Consider the following 23,577-nt stretch of genomic DNA (forward strand, 5'->3'; position numbering starts at 1 on the left):
TCATCATCAAGTCCAAATATATGCTTATTTCCAATACATTTCTACAAACTTAATATATTTACGCAAAGTGGATTGCGATATTCCGTACTCCTCTGCTGTATCCTTTTGTGTTTTTTTATTATTGCTCTGTTTAAGGCAAATATACTCTGATGCGGCTGCAAGCGCATTTGCGTTCTTTAATGAAATATCTTCTCCTAAGCATTCGATAAAAAAAGAAAACCATGGTAATAGTATATTACGTGTATTTAATCCTGTTTCCTTAAACCGCTCGTATAAAATGACTGCAACTTCATGACACTTTTCAACATATTTATTTTCGGGTATCGAGGCATTCAGGCTCTCCTTTAATATTTGAGCCAAATATATCTTTTCAACAAAGGAAAAATCCTCTAGTCGTTTAAAATCCGAATGAGCGATGATGTCTTGCTTATTTTCTATTGTTGAAATTAAAAATATGCCATAAAGCCTTTCTTCCAGCCGTTCACTACGAATCATTTTCAAGACCATATCATTATCCTCTATATTCCGAGGATCTGGATGGTCCTTAACATTCCAAGGTTCGATCTGGTTCTGTCCAGGATTCATTTTAGATAATATTTCCCATGCATTATTGGCTACTTTTTTATTACCTGTAAAGTATGCTGCTTTTGCGAGCCAATAATAAAAACCCGCATCTCCGTCATAGCCATATTTTTGAATATGCCTGAGCCAAAAATACGCCTGTTCATATTTTCCAGTTAAGGCGAATGTAGCACCGAGCTTATAACGATGTTCAAACAGCATCGGCTGTACTTTATCTAAAGCTGCCAACAATTCATCTAATTGTTCTGTTTCTTTTTCATAATAAAGAAACACAGCTAGATTACAAAGAGCGTGTAAATTTCCAGGATTATTTTCCAACACTTTTTCTAAAATACCTGCTGCTTTTCCTGTCTCACCTTCATAAAAATAAGCTAATGCAAGATTGTTGTATGCTGGCCAAAATTCAGGATAATCCTCTATTGTTGTCTCTAACATTTTTACTGCTTCGATAAAATCTCCTTTCTCTAGCAAAACCCTAGATGTTTCGAGTTTATCGATGATTTCATCCTGTTCTACTAAACTTTCAAGATTATCTTCTTCTTCAAGACCGATTAATTGCATTAATTCTTCTGCCTCTATAGTAAACTCGCCAATTGGGTCTTGTTCAAGATAAAGTTGAGAATGCTTATACGCGTCCGTAAACATGCCTAAATGAGCAAAATTATTAGCTAGGAAATAATGGCATTCTGTCATGCTATCATCTAAATCATTAAGTATCATAAATAAAAGTTTATTAGACTCTGTATACTCACCAGCTTCAGTATGGACAATCGCAAGCTGGCAAGCAATCATTGCTTCATCTGGTTCCAGTTCCAATGCTCTTTTCAAATATTTTTTCGCTTTACTTATATCAAAACGGTCGTACGCTTTTACACCTTTATTAAAATAATATTCACCTGTTGGGATGAAAGGAAATATTTTTGCCTTCTCTAATCGTGCCTTTCGGTCCTTCATCTAGATCCTCCGTTGCTATATTCCTTTGTCGCTTTTTGTAGTATATCATACTAGTATGATTGTTTGAAGTAGCGTTGAAATAGGTGTTTTTGTCAATAAAGCAACTGCGACATTGAGTGGAATTCGTCGAAGTATGTTAGTAAGCGTTTCAGTGTTGATGACTTAATAGGAGTTAGGGAAACTCTTAACCAGAAACTTTTTGATTTAAATCTTATGAAAAAAATATTATGCTTACGTATCTAAAATAGTTCTGAGAACCTCACTCTAAAAGAATCAACACAAAAGATGTTAATAACCGCTTTGAACGCCATTATCATTAAAGAAAATGGTGATAAGTGTGTTAATACTGTAACAAGGTATCGGTACTAATATAGCGTGCGAAAATCCTTCTCAATTCACAACAAAAAAAAGACCGAATGCCTCAATAAAAGCATTTGGTCACTTATTCATAACGCCATATATTACATCATCTTTCCGTCTTTCGGCGAGTTCTTCTTTTGTGTATATTACTCGCATCGGGTTGCCACCGACGAAAGCGCCATTTGGCACATCTTTATGTACGAGCGTTCCTGCGGAAACTATAGCTTGATCGCCAATTTTTACTCCGGGCAAGATTGTCGAATTGGCCCCAATCATTACTTCATCCCCAATTTCCACATTTCCTAAACGATATTCCTTTATTAAATATTCATGAGCCAAAATAGTAGTATTGTAGCCAATCACAGTATTCCTACCGACATATATTTTTTCTGGAAACATGACATCCAGCATGACCATTAAAGCAAAAGAAGTGTGTTCACCGACTTTCATTCGTAAAAACGTCCGATACATCCAATTTTTCAATCCTAAAAATGGAGTATACCTTGCCATTTGAATGACGATGAAGTTGCGAACAACTTTCCAAAACGGCACTGTTTTATAAACGTGCCATAATGAATTTGCTCCGGAAACTGGAAAACGTTCCGTCCTTCTCATTTCGTTCCGACTCCAACGATATCCAATAAATCAGACATTTGCTCAAGCATAAAATCAGGCTCAAACTTTTCCAAATACTCTCTGCCTTTTAATGACCAGGAAACGCCGCATGTATAAGTCCCTGCATTTTTCCCACCTAGAATATCATGATGATTATCCCCAATCATGATCGCCTCATCTGGAGAAGATCCCAACTGACTCAACGCCTTTTCTAAAGGCTCCGGATTCGGTTTAGCATGTTCCACCTCATCCAATGAAATCACGACATCGAAAAATTGATCAAGATTTGTTAGAACAAGTCCTTTTAATACAACAGCTCGTACCTTCGTGGACACGATCGCCAACTTGAATCCATTTTCATGAAGAGCTTGGATCGTTTCGAACACTCCATTAAATTCCTTTACTAAAAGATCGTGCTGCTCTACATTAAACGTACGGTAAATCTTAATCATCTCATCTACCTTATCAGGATCGATTCCCATAAATACATCATGTAAAGTTGGTCCCATAAAAGGGAGGACATCCTCTCTTTTATACTTACCGGGATAATATTTATCTAATGTATGTAAGTAAGAGGATATAATTAAATCATTTGTATCGATCAACGTGCCGTCGAGATCAAATAATAAAGTCGTTATTTTTTTATCCATTAGGCGAATCCCCTTTCGTGCTTCACTTTAAGATGCTTCCAGATAGCAGATACAATGAATGTTAAAATAATAGCAGTTACTAAGCGAATGAGAAGTAGTGGTAAAACGGGAATCCCAAGCGGAAGAAAAATTAACGTATCTTCAATAACTGCATGGCATCCGACAAGAAAAATAAATGCCAACGTTGCATCCTTTTTACTTACCCCATCTTCTTTTACTGCTTGAATCATTACACCTGCACCGTATGCAAGACCAAAGATTAATCCCGCTGCCATTGTTGTAGATGTATTTTCTTTCATCCCTAGTAATTTTGTAAAAGGAGCCATCCATTTCGAAAATACAGATAACCATTTATAATCTTTCAATAACTGTATTCCAACCATTAGCGGAATAACAATGATGGCGAGCTGTACGACGCCATAAAAGGCTTTTGACAGTGCAAGCATTGCGATAGACCATGTACCTGTCACTTGTTCTTCTTGCACATGCAGGATTCCGTACTGGGCGATATCTTGACCACCAGACCAAACAAGATTAATGAATATAGCTGAAAAAATTGCCAACCCTAATCGAACGACGATCATAATCCATAATTTCACACCAACTTTTGTCGCAACTGCCGACTCAATGATCAGGTTATGTGAAAATGACATCATCACTGCAATAATAAAGACTTCCTTCACTGTTAAATCAAGTGACAGAATACCGGCAATTCCAGCATATAAATTTAAAAAGTTCCCTAAAACAAGTGGAATCGCGGCATCCCCCGATAAACCTAGGATACCCATAAAAGGCTCAATCATATTTATGATCCAAGGTAGTATAGGTGTATGCTGCAGGACTACCACAATCAGCGTAACAGGAAAAATAACTTTTCCTAATGTCCAAGTTGTCTTAAGGCCTAGTAAACCACCATTTTTTATCGAAGACTTCCACATGATGTTAACTCCTTTATCCTTCCTCTAAGTACCTCTTATCGGCAAGTCCTGCTTTTCGACGATAAATGATAATAATTATAGAGCCAATTATTAATACTAGAGAAAGAACTTGGGCCATTCTTAAACCACTTGTCAGCATGAGACTATCCGTGCGAAGCCCCTCGATAAAATATCGACCGACTGAATACCAAATTACGTACGTTAAGAACAGCTCACCCCTGCGAAGGTTGGCTTTTCTTAATAATATTAATATGATGAAACCAATTAAATCCCATACAGACTCATATAAAAAAGTAGGGTGATAATATTCCCCTTTGATGTACATCTGATCAATAATAAATTGCGGAAGATGTAAATTTTCTAGAAAAGCTCTTGAAACTTCTCCACCATGAGCTTCTTGATTGATAAAATTACCCCATCGTCCAATTGCTTGTCCAATTATGATACTTGGTGCAGCAATATCAGCTAATTTCCAAAAGGATAGTCCTTTCCGCTTCGCATAAATAATCGTAGTTAAAACAGAACCTATTAAAGCCCCGTGAATCGCGATTCCGCCTTCCCAAATTTGTATAATCTGTTCGGGATGCTGTGAGTAATGTTCCCATTCAAAAATGACATAATAAATCCTTGCAGAAATAATCGCAATCGGAATCGCCCATATTAATAGATCAGGAAAAGTATCCTTATGAAGTCCGCGCCTTTCACTTTCACGCACAACTAAAATTAATGCAACAGCAATGCCTATTCCGATAATAATTCCATACCAGTGAACCGGGAAGGGTCCAAGTTTAAATGCAATAGGGTTAATTGGCTCAATACCCATATAGTCAACTCCTTTATATTATGATCGAATACAGCTTGAGACTTGGTTAGCCTCGAGAGGAAGAACTACTATTAAACAATTCCATCTTCGCCGTCTTTAATCACTTGAGCAAGCCGTTCAGTGAATTGTTGGGCAGCATTTACACCCATTCTTTTTAAGCGGAAGTTCATTGCAGCCACTTCAATAATGACAGCTAAGTTACGACCAGGTCTGACTGGTACCGTCAACTTTGTAATATTGGTATCAATGATTTTTATTGTCTCTTCGTCAAGCCCGACTCGGTCATAATGCTTATTTTCATCCCACGATTCTAAATGGACAGTCAATGTAATTTTCTTACTAGGTCGAACTGCTCCTGCACCAAATAATGTCATTACATTAATGATGCCCAGTCCACGAATTTCCAAAAGTTGTTCGAGTAAATCTGGCGGCGATCCGACGAGTAGATTTTCTTCTATTTGCCGAATTTCAACACAATCATCCGCCACAAGCTGATGTCCCCTTTTGATTAATGCAAGCGCAGTTTCACTTTTACCAACGCCACTTTGTCCAGTTATTAAAACACCAATACCATAAATATCGACAAGAACACCGTGAACGGCTGTAGTTGGTGCTAATTTTCCATCCAAATAATTCGTCAGCTTGCTTGAAAATCGTGTTGTTTTCATATTTGTTCGCATAAGAGGAACGCTATTTCGCTCTGCAGCTTCGATTAATTCACTTGGAATATCAAGTCCACGTGATACTACGATCCCAGGGGTTGTATCATTACAAAGCGTCTCCATGCGTTCTTTTCTTTCATGTGGTAGAAGCCCTTCACTAAAAACGATTTCCGTTCTTCCGAGAAGTTGAACACGCTCAGCAGGATAATAATTGAAAAAGCCAGCAAGTTCCAAGGCTGGACGAGAAATATCACTAGTGGTGATTGGTTTATGGATGCCTTCCTCTCCACTAATTAGTTCTAAGTTAAATTGCTTTATTATGTCTTCTGTTCGGACTTTCGCCAACTCAATCACTCCCAATGCATAATGAAAAGCTGTTTTCCTAAAGAATATTGCTTTTGTAAAAACTCCAAAAGCCGGCTTTTACACCTAATGAGTAGGTGTAGCGTTTCTCATGGACTTACCAGCTCTTTTCTCAGTTGGATTATTCTTTTTTGAGGACCGAATCCATTTCTTATTATTGATAATTGTATTAAATAACAACAATGATCGAGAAAAGGGCATAATGAAAATCTTACACTCATTTTATTATTCTATCACTTATTTAATTGGAATCTCTACCCTTCGAACTATTTTTATCAGGACGGACTTGAAAAAACCCTTGCCATAGCATCGAGAATAAGACAGATAGGAACTCTACTAGAAAGATCATTATCTATACCCTATGAACCCAAAATAAAAAGCCCCACTGTATGTAGTGGAGCATTTTCTAGTACCAATTATTTTCTTTTTTTAGGATCAATCAATGCTTTATGAATAATTAAGTTAACGATTGACATGATGATCGCAATGAGAAGGGCAAGCCCAAATCCTGATATTTCAAATTTACTTCCCATGATAGCGTCCGTTATTAATAACGTGCATGCATTAATGACGAATAAAAATAGTCCAAGGGAAAGAACGGTAACAGGTAAAGTAAGGATGATAAGAAGCGGTCTAACAAGCATATTTATTATATATAGAACGATGCTTGCTCCTACAGCCGCTCCGAAGCTTGATACTTGAAAGCCCTCAAAATATCCCGCAAATGCGATGAATAAAAGAGCATTAATCAGTATTCCAATGATCCATTTCATCTACTATCCCCACTCTCTCCAATCAGACGACAGTTGCTTTTACTTCTCCTATATTCACAGATCCTGTTTTCGTATCTGCAAGCACATGGATCACATGATCGTCTGTACCAGTTCGTTTAAATTTCACTTGTTTCTGAATGATTTCTTTCTTTTCATGCATCACATCGATGCCATCTAAATCTAGCTTATAGCTTCCTAAATTAGAACGAACATCGCCATCCACACTCGAATTGCCAGGTACAATTAATTTAATATTTCCTGTAACGGCCTTTGCCTCAAACTTATTTGTATTATTTTCTGTCAGAGTACATGCAATATTTCCATTAAAGGATTGGAGATCGATATTTTCAAATTGACCTAATGCATCAATGGCTCCATTCACAGTTTCAGCTTCTAAATGTGAAGCATTTGAATTGGTAATTTTGATTTGACCATTAACAGTATCAATATCAAATTTTTCTCCGTCGATATTGGAAAGCTCTACTTTACCATTCGTTGTTTTTACCGTTAAGTATTGGGCTTCCAACTGTTCACCTGTCAGTCCGCCATTAAAAATACGAACTGAAATCTTTTTATAAGGTTTCTTTGGAATATATACGGCTGTTTCTACTCTCATCCATTTTGATTGGGTTGCGAAAATGAGCATTTCTTTTTCAACGGAAAATACCGTATTTTCGATAAAATAATTTCTTGCATCTTCTCTATCTTCATATCGATAAACTTTTGCCTGACATTCAATCCGAACCTCGGGTTGATCCCAACTTACTAATCTAACTGGACCATTCGCCACATCCAATTCAATTCTTTCGATTCCCGTATCTGCTTGTTGGAACGTATGAGGAACATCAACGGATTGATTAAATTGAAAATCAAAATGTTTAATCTTATTTAAGGCGTTGCTAACAAAGTCAAAAATTCGTTCTCCCGCAGTTTCTAATTGGGAGTAAAAGGAATCATCTTTACTTGTTTTTTCTTGCTGCTTCTTATCTTCCTCTTGAGATCCAATAAATTCTTCACTTGTTGTGTTTTCGTGCTGTTCTGCCTCCAAGGTTTTGTGCTCTGTTTCACTAACTGGGGCTTTCATTTCACCGTCTTCATCTAACGCTTCTAGTAGGATAATCGCTTCTTGGGCAGATAGTTTTCCTTTTTGCACCAATTCAAGTATTTTTTTTCTTTCTTGATTCATTTTCGACTTCCTCCTTATCCGTAATACAAAGTAATACGATTACGAAGCAGTATAAGTTTCACTTCATTGGCACTAGGTTTTAGTCCATAGATTCTTTGATAAGTTTCCTAAAACGTATATATTGATTTCTGCATCAGGCACTCACTTTTCGCGGTCGATACACAACTCCTCCGCGCTAGGTAGGCCTGCGGGTCTCCCCGCAGGAACTCATGCCAATTATAATGAGCAATCAACAATACGCTTTAATAAAATTTACAAGAATTTCAGCCAAGGAATGACTAACTAATTAATTTAAGTATCTTTCCCTTAAAGATGTTAATGTTTCGCAACTAGTTCTTCTACTTGTTCTTGTCCTGCTATTCGTTTTCTCATTCTCTCTCTGTCACGCTCTAGAATTGGTTTTAAATACCTTCCAGTGTATGAACCAGAACTTTCAGCCACTTTTTCAGGAGTTCCTTTTGCGATGATTGTTCCACCTTTGTCGCCGCCTTCAGGACCGAGGTCAACAATATAATCGGCTGTCTTAATAACATCAAGATTGTGTTCGATGACGAGAACGGTATCGCCATTATCAACGAGTCTTTGTAATACTGTGAGCAGTCTTGCAATATCATCGACATGAAGCCCAGTGGTCGGTTCGTCTAATATATAGAATGAACGGCCATTTGAACGGCGATGTAATTCTGATGCGAGCTTTACACGTTGAGCTTCCCCACCTGATAATGTTGTTGCCGGTTGGCCAAGCTTCATGTATCCAAGTCCAACATCCACTATCGTTTGTAATTTCCGGCTGATTTTAGGAATGTTTTCAAAAAACTCAAGTCCATCCTCAATCGTCATATCAAGCACTTCTGCAATGTTTTTCTCTTTATATTTTACTTCCAGCGTTTCTCGGTTATACCTTTTACCGTGGCATACTTCACATGGTACGTATACATCTGGTAAAAAGTGCATTTCAATTTTAATAATCCCATCTCCGCGGCAAGCCTCACAGCGGCCGCCTTTTACGTTAAAGCTAAATCGTCCTTTTTTATACCCTCGGACTTTTGCTTCATTAGTAGATGCATAAACATCACGAACATCATCAAACACGCCAGTATAAGTGGCAGGATTCGATCTAGGTGTTCTGCCAATTGGTGATTGATCAATATCGATTACTTTTTCCAATTGTTCAATGCCTTTAATTTCCTTGTGTGCTCCGGGCTTTGCCTTTGCTTTATGAAGCTTTTGGGCAAGGCTCTTATGAAGGATTTCGTTGATTAACGTACTCTTCCCAGATCCAGAAACACCTGTAACAGCAATAAAGAGTCCTAGAGGAAATTTAACATTCACGTTTTTTAAATTGTTTTCCTTAGCCCCTTTAATTTCAAGATATCTTCCATTTGCTTTTCTGCGTTCAATTGGAAGCGGAATGAACTTTTCACCTGATAAGTATTGCCCCGTGAGAGATGCTTTGTTATTCGCAACTTCTTCCGGAGTCCCTGAAGCGACAATTTCTCCACCATGAACACCTGCTCCAGGGCCAATATCAATCAAGTAATCCGCCGCAAGCATCGTATCTTCATCATGTTCTACGACAATAAGCGTATTACCTATATCCCGCATATTTTGCAAGGTGCTGATGAGTCTGTCGTTATCTCTTTGATGTAAGCCAATTGAAGGTTCATCCAATATATATAGGACACCTGTTAATCTTGAACCAATTTGGGTTGCCAATCTAATTCGCTGTGCCTCTCCACCTGATAATGTTCCGGCAGCTCGGCTCAACGTCAAATAGTCAAGCCCAACATTGACAAGGAAGCCTATTCTTTCTTCAATTTCTCTTAAAATAAGTTTGGCAATTTGCATTTCTTTATCTGATAAAGTCAAACTAGAGAAAAATTGGTCAGCTTCGACAACGGATAGTCCCGTGATTTCACTAATATGACGGCCCTCAATTTTAACAGCAAGACTTTCTTCTTTTAATCTATGTCCTTTACAGCGCGGACATGGCTGCTGCGCCATATATTTTTCCATTTGTTCGCGGATATAATCTGAACTTGTTTCTTGAAAGCGTCGTTCAACATTACGAATGACTCCTTCAAATCTAATATTGCTTTCACGGACTTGACCGAAATCATTTTCGTAACGAAATTTTATCTGATCACCAGTTCCGTAAAGAATTTTCTCCATATCTTCTTTCGGTAAATCTTGTACCGGGATATCCATATTAATTCCATGATGGTTACAAATAGCAGTCAGGAGCTGCGGATAATATTGAGAACTGATTGGAGTCCAAGGAGCAATAGCATCCTCATTTAACGTACGAGACCAATCTGGAATGATTAGTTCGGGATCGACTTCGAGTTTTGACCCTAGTCCATCACAATCCGGGCAGGCACCAAATGGACTGTTAAAGGAAAACATTCTCGGCTCTAACTTTTCAATTGAAAAACCACATTCCGGGCAGGCATGGTTTTCACTAAAAAGTAATTCTTCTTCACCAATCACATCGATGATGACTTTTCCTTCTCCCAACCCGAGTGCCGTTTCCAATGAATCTGCAAGTCTCGTTTCAACTCCTGCTTTTACAACAATACGGTCGACAATGACTTCAATAGAATGCTTTTTGTTTTTTTCAAGCTCAATATCATCGCCAAGATCATATACATCCCCATCTACACGGACACGAACAAAGCCTTGCTTTTTAATATCCTCAAAAACTTTCGCATGTGTCCCTTTTCTCCCCGAAACGATAGGGGCTAAAACTTGGAGCTTTGTCCGCTCTGGGTATATCATTATTCGATCGACCATTTGTTCAATCGTTTGCGATGTAATTTCAATCCCATGGACAGGACAAATTGGTCTACCAATTCGAGCGTAGAGTAAACGCAAATAATCATAAATTTCGGTAACGGTACCTACAGTCGACCTTGGGTTTCTGCTCGTCGTTTTTTGATCAATTGAAATAGCAGGTGAAAGACCTTCAATCGTGTCTACATCAGGCTTATCCATTTGACCGAGGAATTGACGGGCATATGCAGATAAAGACTCTACATATCTCCGTTGCCCCTCGGCATAAATGGTGTCAAAGGCAAGGGAGGATTTTCCCGAACCAGATAAGCCGGTTAATACGACAAGTTTATCTCTTGGAATAGTGACATCTATGTTTTTTAGATTATGGGCTCTTGCCCCCTGCACGATTATTTTATCCTGTGCCATATTATGTTCATCCTTCCGCTTTTAACTCCAAGATTGCATCGCGAAGCTCAGCTGCACGTTCAAAATCAAGCGCTTTTGCTGCTTCTTTCATCTCTTTCTCCATTGTAGCCAGTAGCTTTTCTTTTTCTTTTTTTGTATACTTTTTCGTTTTTACAGAGGCAGCGTATTCTTCCGTATCCTCTGCAGCAACGGTTGCTCTTATGACATCTCGTATACCTTTTTGAATTGTCATTGGTGTAATGCCATATTTCTGGTTATGGGCTTCCTGCACAGCACGACGGCGCTTCGTTTCTGTAATGGCTTTTTCCATGGAATCCGTCATTTTATCGGCATACATGATGACATGTCCGTTCGCATTTCGAGCTGCACGTCCTGTTGTTTGTATAAGTGAACGCTCTGAACGAAGGAAACCTTCTTTATCTGCATCAAGAATGGCAACGAGAGAAACTTCAGGAATATCTAAACCCTCTCTTAATAAGTTAATTCCTACGAGGACATCATACGTCCCCATCCTTAATTCTCGAATAATTTCAATTCGTTCAAGCGTTTTTATTTCAGAGTGTAAATATTGAACTTTTACCCCAATATCTTTTAAATAATCTGTTAAGTCTTCTGACATTTTTTTCGTAAGCGTTGTAATGAGTACGCGCTCATTACGTGCAACACGTTCATTGATTTCTCCAAGGAGGTCATCGATTTGACCTTCAATAGGTCTAACGTCAATCTTCGGATCAAGCAATCCTGTCGGACGAATAATTTGCTCAACCATCTTAGGAGTATGTTCAAGTTCATATGGACCTGGAGTTGCCGATACAAATATAGCTTGGTGAATATGTTTCTCGAATTCTTCAAATTTAAGAGGACGGTTATCCAGAGCTGAAGGTAAACGAAAACCATGGTCGACAAGAACTTGTTTCCGTGCCTGGTCCCCATTGTACATTCCGCGAATTTGCGGCAATGTCACATGTGACTCATCGATGACAATTTGAAAATCATCCGGAAAATAGTCTAGTAATGTATATGGTGTAGCTCCCGCAGGTCTTAATGTTAAATGACGGGAATAGTTTTCAATTCCTGAACAGAAACCCATTTCTCTCATCATTTCTAGGTCGTAGCGTGTTCGTTGTTCAAGTCTTTGGGCTTCTAGGAGTTTATCATTAGCTCGCATTATCGCAAGCTGCTCTTCCAATTCTTTTTCAATATTTTCAATCGCGATCGATAATTTTTGCTCTCCCGTTACGAAGTGGGATGCCGGAAAGATAGCGGAATGTTCACGATCTCCGATGATCTCTCCTGTAAGAGCATCCACTTCCCTAATTCGATCGATTTCATCCCCGAAAAATTCGACGCGGATACATTGTTCATCTCGCGATACAGGAAAGATCTCTACAACATCGCCACGAACCCGAAATGTTCCCCGTTGAAAGTCAATATCATTACGGGCGTACTGAATATCAACAAGCTTACGTAAAAGTTGATTTCTCTCAATCTCCATTCCCGTTCTTAGAGAAAGAACATGCTCCCGATATTCTTCAGGCGAACCGAGACCATAAATACAAGACACACTGGCGATGATAACAACATCTCTACGCTCAAATAAAGAAGAGGTGGCCGAGTGCCTTAGCTTATCAATTTCATCATTGATACTAGCATCCTTTTCGATATACGTGTCTGTTTGCGGTACATATGCTTCTGGCTGATAATAATCGTAATAACTGACAAAATATTCAACAGCATTATTCGGAAAAAACTCTTTGAACTCACTATACAATTGACCTGCAAGTGTCTTATTATGTGCAATCACAAGCGTAGGCTTGTTAACTTCTTGGATGACATTGGAGACCGTAAATGTTTTCCCTGTACCTGTCGCTCCGAGCAGCGTCTGATACTTTTTACCATCGTGAAGACCAGCGACAAGGCTTTCAATAGCCCGCGGCTGGTCGCCAGCAGGCTTATATTTCGAAACTAGTTCAAATTGATTTTTCAAAATGACGGCCCCCCTACTCTCCCTTTTCATTCGAAAATATTATAACTATCATTATGGACAACACTTATACGCAATTAATCATGTAATATATTTTACCACAACCTATATTGTAAAAACCAGTAAGAAGCGAACATATATTTGGTTTATTTTAAATGTGTTTTTCGAGGGCATATAGGTCTTCTTCGAGCGTTTGCATTCGTTGCTCGGCAATTTCACGGGCATCACGAATCGCTGCATTGTAAAAGACAGGTCCAAGTCGATCTTTTATGAACTCGAAACATGTTTCTGCTGCTATCTCGCCAATTTCCTCTCCACGTTCCTCCCAAAAAAAGTTTTGTATTTCTCGAATCATTTCCCGCTTTTTTTCCGCTGTTAATCTAGGCATTAACATATTATCCACTCCTATCAATATAATGAAAAAATGGAGTTAGACATCCATCGATCGAACTAGGTGGATGACTGACTCCGTATTTACGTTGATGCACTATTTTTCTTTTTCCTTTTCATTTGATTGGTAAAATATAAGCCTACTGTCAGCGAGGCCGCTTCTATTACAATTAACCACCAAGTCATAATATACCCTTTATATGCAGATACGATAATTAACGCAATCGTTAAGAAGAATCCGACTGTTCGGCTATACGTCACTCTTGTAAAAAAAATCATAAGTAGTGCGGGTATAAAAATGGCAGATATTATTTTATCAATCATAAGAAAACACCTCACTTCGGACTATATGTTCAGTTTTTCTGAAAACAGTCAAAAAAGCAAGGATTTTTTGTAAAAAGGGAAATTCGGTATGGTTGACATCCTTTTCTCTATCCGAAAGACTATGATTCTCGATTGAAACGAGCATTTGTCACAATTACTTTCCGAATGGCTACGATTCAAGTATAAAATCGAGCGTCTGTCACTATTCTAATGCACTTGGAAGCCTATCAAAAAAGATATCGTGGCTCGATTGTGTACAGATCAATACAAGGGGAAAATTCATCTCTTGACGAACTAAACCTACATTTCCTTAGCCTCAACAGAACTCTTCACCATTGATTTTTTCTTATCAACCACTAAATAAAACGCTAAAATTACAAAAATTAATATTCCTGATAATACATACACATCTTGATAGCCAAAATGAACAGCTAATATTCCTAGTACAAAGGAGCCGACCGCGATCCCTATATCAAAAAACGTAAAGAAGGTGGCAGTTGCATACCCACTTCTCTCGGGAATGGTTGCCTGCACTGAAAGAGTTTGTAAACTTGGAACGAGTGCACCGTATCCGAAACCAATTAAAATACCAGACAATAAAAATAATAATGGTGAGTTGATAAAGGCTAATAAAATTAGTCCGCCACAAAAGCTAACGAAACCTGGAATTAATACGAATTTTGGGCCTTTTTCATCAAACCATCTTCCTGTATACGGACGAGTTAGGAGCATAGCCGATGCATACACCAAATAAAAAATAGTTGCTAAATGCAACAGATGTTTTTCCTGAGCGTAGATGGATAAAAACGAAAGAACGCTAGCATAAGAGAAAGAAATTAAACTACCTAGGAGGGCAATTGGTACAGATTTTTTTTCGAATAAGTCATGTATGGAAAAAGGTCTTTTTGGGGCTGCACTTTTTTCATACTTTTTATCTGCTTGAATGGTTAAAGATAATGAAGCACCTATAAGCATTAAAATACTCATAATGATAAACAAAGCATTAAATGATAACAGTTGAACAATAAATAGCGCTAGCATAGGTCCGAGGACAACCGCTAAATTGGTGGACATCGTAAAATATCCTAATCCTGCACCACGTCGAGACATTGGAACATTATCTGCCGCAAGAGAACCACTGGCTGTTGTAGCAATACTAAACCAAATACCTTGTACAAATCGCAAAATTAATAGTCCAGAAAATGGTTTTACAAAGGCATATAAGACTGTACAAACTAAATAAAAGAATAAACTAATCCATAACATTTTTCTTTTGCCATTAAGATCTAAGATTTTTCCAGTAAAAGGTCTGATTAAAATCGCAGATAGAAGAAATATTGTCATTAATAGACCCGCATCTTTATCTGATCTATTTAAGCTTTCAAGCGCGTAAAGTGGCAAGGTTGTAACTAAACCATAGAACACAGTAAAAACAGATAAATTCGTACAGAATAAACTTATGAATGTTTTTGTCCATATTGGTTGTTTGTTTTCCAAAGATTTCATCCTTTCTTTAGTTTTCTAAGTAACATTAATAATTGATTTTGCTCTTCTAATGATAGTTGTTGCAAAAATTGATTTTCAAAATTTATCACAGACTCTTCAATCGTCTTAAACTTTTTTTTAGCTTCTTCCGATAGCTGTACCATTTTTTCTCTGCGATCTTCTCCGAACTTTTCAATTAACCAACCTAATTCAATTAATCTTTGAACAGTCCTAGAAATAGTTGGCGCTTCAACATTTAAATATTTCCATATTTGCGTCAGCGTCATTTCTCTATTTTGCTGAACAATATATAAAACGCTCCATTGTGCAGCAAATAAATCAAATTCCTTTAACGTGTTATTCAATTCTTTACTTAAATAGCGCGTCTTTTGGAAAATTTCATGGAATATCGGATTCACAATTTTTCACCTCTAATTATTTACCTAGGTAAGTATTTATTTTAAATCATATTACTACATTTGTAAACTTTATAATAATGAAAAAAATAATGGGCTGTCCAAAAAGTCAGGTAACTGACCTTCGGTGCCCCATCTTGTTTTTATTTTTTTGAGTTGCTTTAAATTGGTCTGTTGATTTGCGCTCCAGGCGCTTCGCTTTCCAAGGGCGTGCCAAGGAGCCTCCTCAGCCACGTACTCTTCGCGCCTTCCACTCCAATCAACAAGTGCAAATTATTAGCATCGGGCTCTAAAGCTATTTTTTAAAAAAGTACAAAAAAATGTCCTATCTAGTAAAGTGTAATTATTGCTTTGGCCCACAATATACTGAAGTAGCAGGCATCTACTAGCTACCTTCAGAAAATGATCCAAAAAATACAAAAGCAGGAGGAGAAAAACGAATGATTTTTCTCCTCCTGCTTTATATTTGCACTTATGGATAGCCCCATCTAGTTAATTTAATTCAACCATCTTACCTACTGACATATAAACAATCCATTCACAAATATTTGTAGCATAGTCTCCGATTCTTTCTAAATATTGTGCCGCCAACAATAAGTGAGAACCTTGATGAATTAAATTTTTGTCATTACCCATTAATTCAATCAAATCAGAAAACACCTTATTAAAATATTCATCAATTACATCATCCTGCTTCGCAATTTCAGCAGCTGCTTCGTGATCCATTTTTATATAGGCACTTAATGAATCACGAACAATTTTCTGAACAAGTTCACCCATTTTTGGAATATCGATAAGCGGCTTAGCATACGTTTCATCTTTTAAGCTAATCGTTGTTTTGGCAAAGCTGACTGCATGATCTGCCATTCTCTCTAAATCTGTAGCAACCTTTAGTGTAGTTGCAATTCTGCGTAGATCACTTCCTACAGGCTGTTGTAGTGCTATTAATGAAAAGCATGTTTTTTCAATTCCAATCTCCGCATCATTAATGGCCTTATCACCGTCTATAACTGATTTTGCCAGCACTACATCTTTATCAAGAAGCGACTTCACTGCTTTATACACAGCTTCTTCAACCATCATTCCCATTGTCAGCAGTTCTTGGTGGAGCTCATTTAATTTTTCACCAAATTGACTTCTAATCGCCATATTTATCCCACCTCTAATAAATTTTTCATTAACCAAAACGGCCAGAAATATAATCTTCCGTCTTTTGATTTTTAGGATTTGTGAAAATGGTATTTGTATCGGCAAACTCCACCACTTCTCCATTTAGGAAAAAGGCCGTTTCATCTGAAACACGTGCTGCCTGCTGCATGTTGTGTGTGACAATGATGATTGTATACTGTTTCTTCAATTCCAAAATTAATTGTTCTAGTTTTGCTGTAGATATAGGATCAAGCGCTGATGTAGGTTCATCCATTAAAATGATCTCCGGTTTCACAGCAAGTACTCTCGCCAATACAAGACGCTGCTGCTGTCCACCAGATAAGCCAGTCGCGATTTTCCCGAGGTTATCTTTTACCTCATCCCAAAGAGCTGCTGCCTGTAAACTGGATTCTACAATTTCATCCAACTTTTTCTTGTTTTTTTGTCCATGTATTCGTGGTCCATAAGCGATATTATCATAAATGGACATCGGAAACGGATTTGCCTGCTGAAAAACCATTCCGATTCGTTTGCGCAAATCTACTGTATCAATTTGGGGAGAAGTAATATCCATATCACCGACTAATATTTTCCCTTCCGTGCGCGTTCCAGTGATCAAATCGTTCATTCTATTTAGAGTGCGAAGAAAAGTGGATTTTCCACATCCTGACGGTCCGATTAAAGCTGTTACTTGATTTTGTTTTAAATCAAGATTGATATTTTTTAATGCATGATTGTTACCGTAATAAAATTGGAGCTGTTCAGTCCGTATAACGGTCTGCTCTTCTATAGGTTTCAAAAGTGTCACTGCCATGATTAATCCACCTCTTTATCCAAAATTCCCCGAGATGTAATTTTCGGTTCGCTCATTGTTGGGGTTTGTAAAAATTTGCTCTGTTTCTCCGTATTCCACGACCTCTCCCATATAGAAAAATGCCGTGTTATCCGAGATACGTGCTGCCTGTTGCATATTGTGCGTTACAATAATAATTGTGTAATCTTTCTTCAGTTCACCAATTAATTCTTCAATTTTCCCAGTTGAAACGGGATCCAGTGCAGATGCTGGTTCATCGAGAAGCAACACTTCAGGGTTCATTGCTACTGCCCTTGCTATACAGAGGCGCTGTTGCTGACCGCCTGATAATGCAAGTGCAGATTGATGAAGTTTGTCTTTCACTTCATCCCATAAAGCAGCTTTGCGTAAACTGTCTTCCACGATTTCATCAAGTTGGCTTTTATTTTTAATTCCGTGATGAGCCGGACCATAAGCAACATTTTTATAAATCGATTTGGCAAATGGATTAGGTCTTTGAAAAACCATACCGATTTGTTTTCTTACTTCAAATACATTTGCCATTGGTGAGTTAATATCGATACCTTTATATATAATACTGCCTTCAATTCTGCAGTTTTCGATTTCATCATTCATACGGTTTAAGCTGCGCAAATAAGTTGACTTACCACAGCCAGATGGACCTATAAGCGCGGTTACGCCATTTTTTGGAAAAGACAAAGAGATGTTTTTGATTGCCTCTTTCTGTCCATAGTAGACATATAGGCCTTCCGTCTCCATCGCAATGTCTTTCTCTAGATTTGGAACGGATTTTACCTGAGCAAGTCGTTTAGACTTATCATTTTTTTTATGCACTATTGTTTGGGTGGCCATTCAAGTGCCTCCTTTATACAAGCTTATTTCCTATCGAGTCTTACAACTTTTTTCATTTATTATGAGGAAGTCATTTTCTTATGAACAAGTCTACCAATCCAACGCGCACCAAGATTGAAGACCAAGATTGCCAATAAAAGTAGAGCAGCTGCGCCATCAGAAACCGCTCTGGCATCAGGCATGATTCCTTCTCCGTTTATTTTCCAAATGTGAACCGCCAACGTTTCTGCAGGCCTCATCGGATTCAGAGGTGATGTCGGCGAAAACGGGTTCCAATTTGTAAAATCAAGATTCGGTGTACTCATTCCAGCTGTATATATTAAAGCAGCCGCTTCACCAAACACTCTTCCCGAAGCTAAGACGATACCAGTAATGATTCCTGGAAGAGCTGCCGGCAAAATAATAGTCGTCATCGTTTCCCAGCGTGAGACGCCAAGTGCAAGCCCGGCTTCTCTTTGCTGTCTTGGTATGTTTCTAATTGATTCCTCCACAACACGAACCATGAGTGGTAGATTAAAAACTGCTAATGCTAGGGAACCAGATAGAATCGAGAATCCCCACCCCATATAAATAACGAAAAACAAAAAACCGAACAAACCGACGACAATGGATGGAAGTGAAGATAATACTTCAATCATCGTCCGAATAAAATCAGTGAACACATTCTTTTTTGCATATTCGGCCATATAAATACCGGCACCAAGTGAGATAGGCACGGTAATTAGCATGGTAAGGACAAGTAAATAAAATGAATTAAACAACTGCGGGCCAACTCCACCGCCGGCTTTAAATATTTGCGGAGGGGAGGAAATAAAATGCCAGCTTAGTTTTGGAATTCCATGATAAAGAACATATCCTAAAAGACTTGAAAGAATGAGAACAATAATGATAGCGATCAAATAAAAAGTAAACGTTGCAATACGGTCTGCTAGCTTTGCATTCATGCCTCTTTTCTCCCCTTTCCAATCATTCTGACTGCAATAATGAAAATCAATGACATGATTAGCAGTACGAGAGCAAGTGACCAAAGCGCATTATTTTCCGCTTGCCCCATGACGGAGTAACCCATGCCCATTGTCAAAATACTCGTTAATGTAGCACCAGGCTCAAATAGAGATGTCGGAATTACGGATGAGTTCCCGATAACCATTTGGACAGCAAGTGCTTCCCCAAAGGCTCGCGCCATACCAAAAATGACAGCTGTTAGTAAGCCTGGTCTAGCGGTTTTCAACACTACACGAAAAATGGTCTGCCAACGAGTTGCACCAAGAGCGAGTGATGCTTCACGAAGCTGTCTTGAAACTCCTCTTATCGCATCAGCAGATAAACTAGTAATGGTAGGCAAAATCATGACAGATAATACAACCGCCCCAGCTGCAATCCCAAACCCGCTTCCAGAAATATGATCTCTTATGAAGGGAACAACAACGGTCAAGCCGATAAATCCATACACAACAGACGGTATACCGACTAGTAGTTCTATGACAGGCTGCAAAATTTTCTTTCCAAAGTTTGGCGAAATTTCTGTCATAAAGACAGCAGCACCAATGGCTACAGGTGCAGAAATGGCAGCTGCTAAAAAAGTGACAGCAAATGATCCAAAGATAAAAGGCAGAGCCCCAATGATTGGTTTCCCTAATTCATTTACCGCTCCCGGATTCCATTTAAGACCTGTAAAAAACTCAACTACACTTCCTTTATTTATATAAAAGGTGGATAAACCTTTTGATGACACAAGAAAGAGAATAGCAAATGCTATTCCGATTGTTAAGCTGACCGCTGCTAGTGTCAGCATTTTACCGGTTCGCTCAATTCTAACTTTTTTATTCGGTTTTAATAATTGAGCAGAGTTATTTTCTACAATCTTCTCCAAAATGGCAGCTCCTTTCAGAAATTCTCATTTTCTTCATAAAGAGGTATAAGGGAGGTCACTTTAGAATTTTTTTCTAAGTTACCACCCTTTACCTATTATTTTTATATGATTTGAAATTTAGTCTTTAAGCGTTACTTAACATTTCCTTCTGCGTCACGTTCCACTTTCATTCCACTCACTGGAAGATATCCCATTTCGCCAAGCAGACTATTTTGAACATCATCTGATAAAATATAGTCGATGAATGCTTTTGTTAAGTCTTTTGCTTCACCATTTGTATACATATGTTGGTAAGCCCAAATTTTCCAAGTATCTGATTCAACGTTCTCTTGAGTTGGTTCATTACCATCGATAGAAAGTGGTAGGATGGAATCATCGAAATAAGAGAATGCTAGATAGCTAATGGCACCTTTTGTTTCACTAACGATTGTGCGCACTGTACCAGAAGATTCTTGTTCTAGGGCTTCCATAGACTCAGCGCCTTTAAGTCCGAACTTTTCGAATGTGGCACGTGTTCCAGACCCTTGAGGACGGTTGATAACTGAAATCTTAATGTCTTCCCCGCCAACTTCTTTCCAGTTCTTGATTTTCCCAGTGAAAATATCAACCAACTGATCTTGAGTAATATTTTTTACACCAACTTCAGGATGAACGACTGGTCCCATCCCTACTACTGCGACTTTATGGTCAACGATTTTGTCAGCAGGAATTCCTTCTTTTTCTTCAGCGAAAACATCAGAGTTTCCAATATCAACGGCACCTTCACTGATTTTGCTCAAGCCTGTACCACTTCCGCCACCCTGAACATTGATGACTGCACCAGGATTTTCAGCAGAGAATTGTTGAGCAGCTGCTTCTACTAAAAGTTGCATTGCACTAGAACCTACTGCTGTGATAGATCCAGTAACTGTACCTTTTGCTTCTTCTTGCTTATCTTTTTCAGCCGGAGCTGGTGTTTCATTATTCGGTTGCTGTGATGAATTTGATTCTGGCTGCGAGTTGCCGCATCCTGCCAAAGCTAATGTAAACATAAATACAAAAGCTAAAATTGCGAATACTTGCTTCTTCATGAGTAAACCCACCTTTTTTTTTTTGTAATCTATTATCGCCTTGCAAATATAATATAAACCTTCATAATTAATCTGGTATGAATGGTTTGTAAAGATTGTGTAAAGATAATGATTATTTTTGTAAAGAAGCCTCACTTTTTGCGGTGACATCGAAGCACTACTTTTTTAATTGATTGTATGTGAGATACAAAAGTGAAGAGGCTAAAAGTCTCTTCGTCTTGTCTAGACAGCGTAGCTGTGAACTATTTCTTAGAGATATCCATAATGTATCGAATTTATTATTTCCCGATAAGCAATAAAAAAATGCATCCTTCAAAAAGGATGCACGGATCATATTACGTTATTTTGTTTTTTAGGAAGGGAAACTATAAAGGTCGTGCCCACTCCTTCAACACTTTTAACTTCAATTTTTCCATTATGCGAATCGACTAGATGTTTGACAATAGCAAGTCCTAACCCTGTGCCACCAGAGCTGCGTGATCGGGCTTTTTCCACTCGATAAAAACGTTCGAAAATTCTTGGCAATTCTTTTTGAGCAATCCCGATGCCAGTATCAGAAATAATAAATTTAACAGCCTTATCCTCTTCTTTAATGCTAACAGAAATTTCTCCACCTTCTGGAGTATAGGCGATTGCATTTGACAGTAAATTTAAAACGATCTGTTGAATCCGATCCTTTTCTCCTTCTATCCAAATATCCTTTTTCTCCGGAAGAATAAGTTTCAAATTCTTTTTAGCTGCCCCTTCTTTTATCGTTTGAGCTGTACTTAAAACAGCTTCTGTTACATTTACTTTTTCAATCGATAGCGGGATGCCGTGGTGTTCGATACTTGATAAATAAAGGATATCTTTAATGAGTCTATGCAATCGGTCACTCTCTTTATAAATAATGGTTAAAAAGTCCCGGCATAGCTCTTCATCTTCCATTGCTCCATCTAGCAATGTTTCAGCAAATCCTTTTAAAGAAGTAATAGGTGTCTTTAATTCATGTGATACGTTTGCTACAAAATCACTGCGCATTTTTTCAAGCCTACGAATGTCTGTTACGTCATGTAGGACGGCAATTATCCCATTCACTTCGCCATTTTCACGTATATATGGTGCTAAATGAGCGTCTACAATTTTTTCTTTTGGATAATAAAAATGTACTTCATTTCTGATTTCATGGCCTGTTTTTAAACATTGATCAATCAAATTACTAAGTTCTTTACTTCTGCCTACTTCGGTATGATGCTTATTTGTAAAGGTACTTGGATCTTCTCCAAGCATTTGCCCCATTGCTCGGTTGGCTAATAATATTCGTCCCTCAATATTAACTAGCAACACTCCACTCATCATATTTGCAAGAACACCTGTTAGACGTTGTTCATTTTCATGGAGTTTATCCATCTGGCTTTTCAAACTAGAAGCTAGGACATTAATGGCATTAGCCAATTGACCAAGCTCACCTTTAGATTTCATTCTTACACGGGCTGTGTAATCTTTTTCCTTCAGTTTTTCAGAGACACTAATCATTTCTTCGATGGGGCCCGATATACTTTTGGCTAGTCTCATACCGATAAGACCAGTCAAAAGAAATGCTGCGAATAATACGAGAGCGATGCTGATCCATAAATTTCTTATCGCCTTCTCTATGTTTTCCATGGATAAGGAAACCCTCATGACGCCGGCCGTTTGATCATTTTCATTAATGGGAATTGCTATATACATCATGCTATAACCAAGCGTATCACTATATCTAATGGACAGCCCTGACTTTAAATGCTCTTTAAGGACTTGCTTTACCTCAGGACGTTTTGCGTGATTTTCCATTTTCAACGGATCATCTTTCGTATCCGCCAAAACAACACCATCTTTATCTATTATCGTTAAGCGTGATTGGATGGATGAAGATAAGAGTATGACTTTATTTTGCAGATCCTCAGCATGCAAACCTGTTTTATCCATCTCAACAGCATTTAACACTAAATGCGCAGTTTGAACCAACTGCTTTTCTTTAAGTTGATAATATGTATTTTTCATTAATTCCGCTAGAAAAAAGCCGGAAACAAGCAACAATAAGGACATTAATAATAAAAATGAAAACGTAATGCGAACCCATAATCTGTGCATC

The 23,577-nt window shown here is 38.1% G+C and carries 21 protein-coding genes; all 21 read right to left on the reverse strand.

Translation table 11 applies throughout. The features are described from left to right. Positions 1–24: 24 nt before the first annotated feature. Positions 25–1,536 carry a tetratricopeptide repeat protein gene (locus tag KHA93_RS11835; RefSeq protein ID WP_213110914.1) on the reverse strand — a complete coding sequence of 504 codons (1,512 nt, stop codon included), beginning with the start codon at positions 1,534–1,536 and terminating at the stop codon, positions 25–27. A gap of 438 nt (positions 1,537–1,974) precedes the next feature. Next, positions 1,975–2,511, reverse strand: a complete 537-nt coding sequence (locus KHA93_RS11840; RefSeq protein ID WP_213110915.1) for an acyltransferase — start codon at positions 2,509–2,511, stop codon at positions 1,975–1,977. Further along, positions 2,508–3,161 (reverse strand): pyrophosphatase PpaX, encoded by a 654-nt coding sequence (gene ppaX, locus KHA93_RS11845; protein ID WP_213110916.1) that lies wholly within the window; start codon positions 3,159–3,161, stop codon positions 2,508–2,510. The genes KHA93_RS11840 and ppaX overlap by 4 nt, the downstream gene beginning before the upstream one ends. After that, the gene (locus tag KHA93_RS11850; protein WP_213110917.1) at positions 3,161–4,099 is read right to left on the reverse strand and encodes a nucleoside recognition domain-containing protein; all 939 of its coding nucleotides are present in this window, start codon (positions 4,097–4,099) and stop codon (positions 3,161–3,163) included. The genes ppaX and KHA93_RS11850 overlap by 1 nt, the downstream gene beginning before the upstream one ends. A 13-nt stretch (positions 4,100–4,112) precedes the next feature. Then, the gene (lgt, locus tag KHA93_RS11855) at positions 4,113–4,922 is read right to left on the reverse strand and encodes a prolipoprotein diacylglyceryl transferase (RefSeq protein WP_213110918.1); all 810 of its coding nucleotides are present in this window, start codon (positions 4,920–4,922) and stop codon (positions 4,113–4,115) included. Between the two features lie 71 nt (positions 4,923–4,993). Beyond that, the gene (gene hprK / locus KHA93_RS11860) at positions 4,994–5,929 is read right to left on the reverse strand and encodes an HPr(Ser) kinase/phosphatase (protein WP_213110919.1); all 936 of its coding nucleotides are present in this window, start codon (positions 5,927–5,929) and stop codon (positions 4,994–4,996) included. Between the two features lie 434 nt (positions 5,930–6,363). After that, a complete protein-coding gene (locus tag KHA93_RS11865; protein ID WP_213110920.1) occupies positions 6,364–6,720 on the reverse strand; it encodes a phage holin family protein in 357 nt (118 codons plus the stop codon). Positions 6,721–6,742: 22 nt separating this feature from the next. Next, positions 6,743–7,906: a DUF4097 family beta strand repeat-containing protein gene (locus KHA93_RS11870; RefSeq protein ID WP_213110921.1), complete on the reverse strand. Its 1,164-nt coding sequence runs from the start codon at positions 7,904–7,906 to the stop codon at positions 6,743–6,745. Positions 7,907–8,221: 315 nt separating this feature from the next. Further along, a complete protein-coding gene (uvrA, locus tag KHA93_RS11875; protein WP_213110922.1) occupies positions 8,222–11,107 on the reverse strand; it encodes an excinuclease ABC subunit UvrA in 2,886 nt (961 codons plus the stop codon). Positions 11,108–11,114: 7 nt separating this feature from the next. Further along, complete coding sequence (gene uvrB, locus KHA93_RS11880) at positions 11,115–13,094, reverse strand: excinuclease ABC subunit UvrB (RefSeq protein WP_213110923.1); 1,980 nt, start codon at positions 13,092–13,094, stop codon at positions 11,115–11,117. A 148-nt stretch (positions 13,095–13,242) separates the two neighbouring features. Beyond that, complete coding sequence (locus KHA93_RS11885; RefSeq protein WP_432806314.1) at positions 13,243–13,485, reverse strand: DUF2164 family protein; 243 nt, start codon at positions 13,483–13,485, stop codon at positions 13,243–13,245. An 80-nt stretch (positions 13,486–13,565) separates the two neighbouring features. After that, positions 13,566–13,805 (reverse strand): CsbA family protein, encoded by a 240-nt coding sequence (locus KHA93_RS11890; RefSeq protein ID WP_213110924.1) that lies wholly within the window; start codon positions 13,803–13,805, stop codon positions 13,566–13,568. A gap of 300 nt (positions 13,806–14,105) precedes the next feature. Then, on the reverse strand, positions 14,106–15,311 hold the full coding sequence (locus KHA93_RS11895; RefSeq protein WP_213110925.1) for an MFS transporter: 1,206 nt from the start codon (positions 15,309–15,311) through the stop codon (positions 14,106–14,108). Further along, positions 15,308–15,709, reverse strand: a complete 402-nt coding sequence (locus KHA93_RS11900; RefSeq protein WP_213110926.1) for a MarR family winged helix-turn-helix transcriptional regulator — start codon at positions 15,707–15,709, stop codon at positions 15,308–15,310. The genes KHA93_RS11895 and KHA93_RS11900 overlap by 4 nt, the downstream gene beginning before the upstream one ends. Before the next feature lie 489 nt (positions 15,710–16,198). Beyond that, the gene (gene phoU / locus KHA93_RS11905; RefSeq protein ID WP_213110927.1) at positions 16,199–16,855 is read right to left on the reverse strand and encodes a phosphate signaling complex protein PhoU; all 657 of its coding nucleotides are present in this window, start codon (positions 16,853–16,855) and stop codon (positions 16,199–16,201) included. A gap of 28 nt (positions 16,856–16,883) precedes the next feature. Beyond that, positions 16,884–17,669 carry a phosphate ABC transporter ATP-binding protein PstB gene (pstB, locus tag KHA93_RS11910; RefSeq protein ID WP_213110928.1) on the reverse strand — a complete coding sequence of 262 codons (786 nt, stop codon included), beginning with the start codon at positions 17,667–17,669 and terminating at the stop codon, positions 16,884–16,886. A 15-nt stretch (positions 17,670–17,684) separates the two neighbouring features. Next, on the reverse strand, positions 17,685–18,428 hold the full coding sequence (gene pstB, locus KHA93_RS11915; protein WP_233711517.1) for a phosphate ABC transporter ATP-binding protein PstB: 744 nt from the start codon (positions 18,426–18,428) through the stop codon (positions 17,685–17,687). 152 nt (positions 18,429–18,580) lie between these two features. Beyond that, positions 18,581–19,465: a phosphate ABC transporter permease PstA gene (pstA, locus tag KHA93_RS11920; RefSeq protein WP_213110930.1), complete on the reverse strand. Its 885-nt coding sequence runs from the start codon at positions 19,463–19,465 to the stop codon at positions 18,581–18,583. Beyond that, positions 19,462–20,394, reverse strand: coding sequence for a phosphate ABC transporter permease subunit PstC (pstC, locus tag KHA93_RS11925; protein WP_267917339.1), 933 nt, complete (start codon positions 20,392–20,394; stop codon positions 19,462–19,464). The genes pstA and pstC overlap by 4 nt, the downstream gene beginning before the upstream one ends. A gap of 131 nt (positions 20,395–20,525) precedes the next feature. Next, entirely contained in the window at positions 20,526–21,464 is a 939-nt protein-coding gene (locus KHA93_RS11930; protein ID WP_213110931.1) for a phosphate ABC transporter substrate-binding protein, read from the reverse strand. Between the two features lie 330 nt (positions 21,465–21,794). Beyond that, positions 21,795–23,576, reverse strand: a complete 1,782-nt coding sequence (pnpS, locus tag KHA93_RS11935) for a two-component system histidine kinase PnpS (protein WP_213110932.1) — start codon at positions 23,574–23,576, stop codon at positions 21,795–21,797. Position 23,577: the final 1 nt, after the last annotated feature.

It is taken from the genome of Lederbergia citrisecunda (assembly GCF_018343695.1).
Taxonomy (GTDB): Bacteria; Bacillota; Bacilli; order Bacillales; family Bacillaceae_C; genus Lederbergia; species Lederbergia citrisecunda.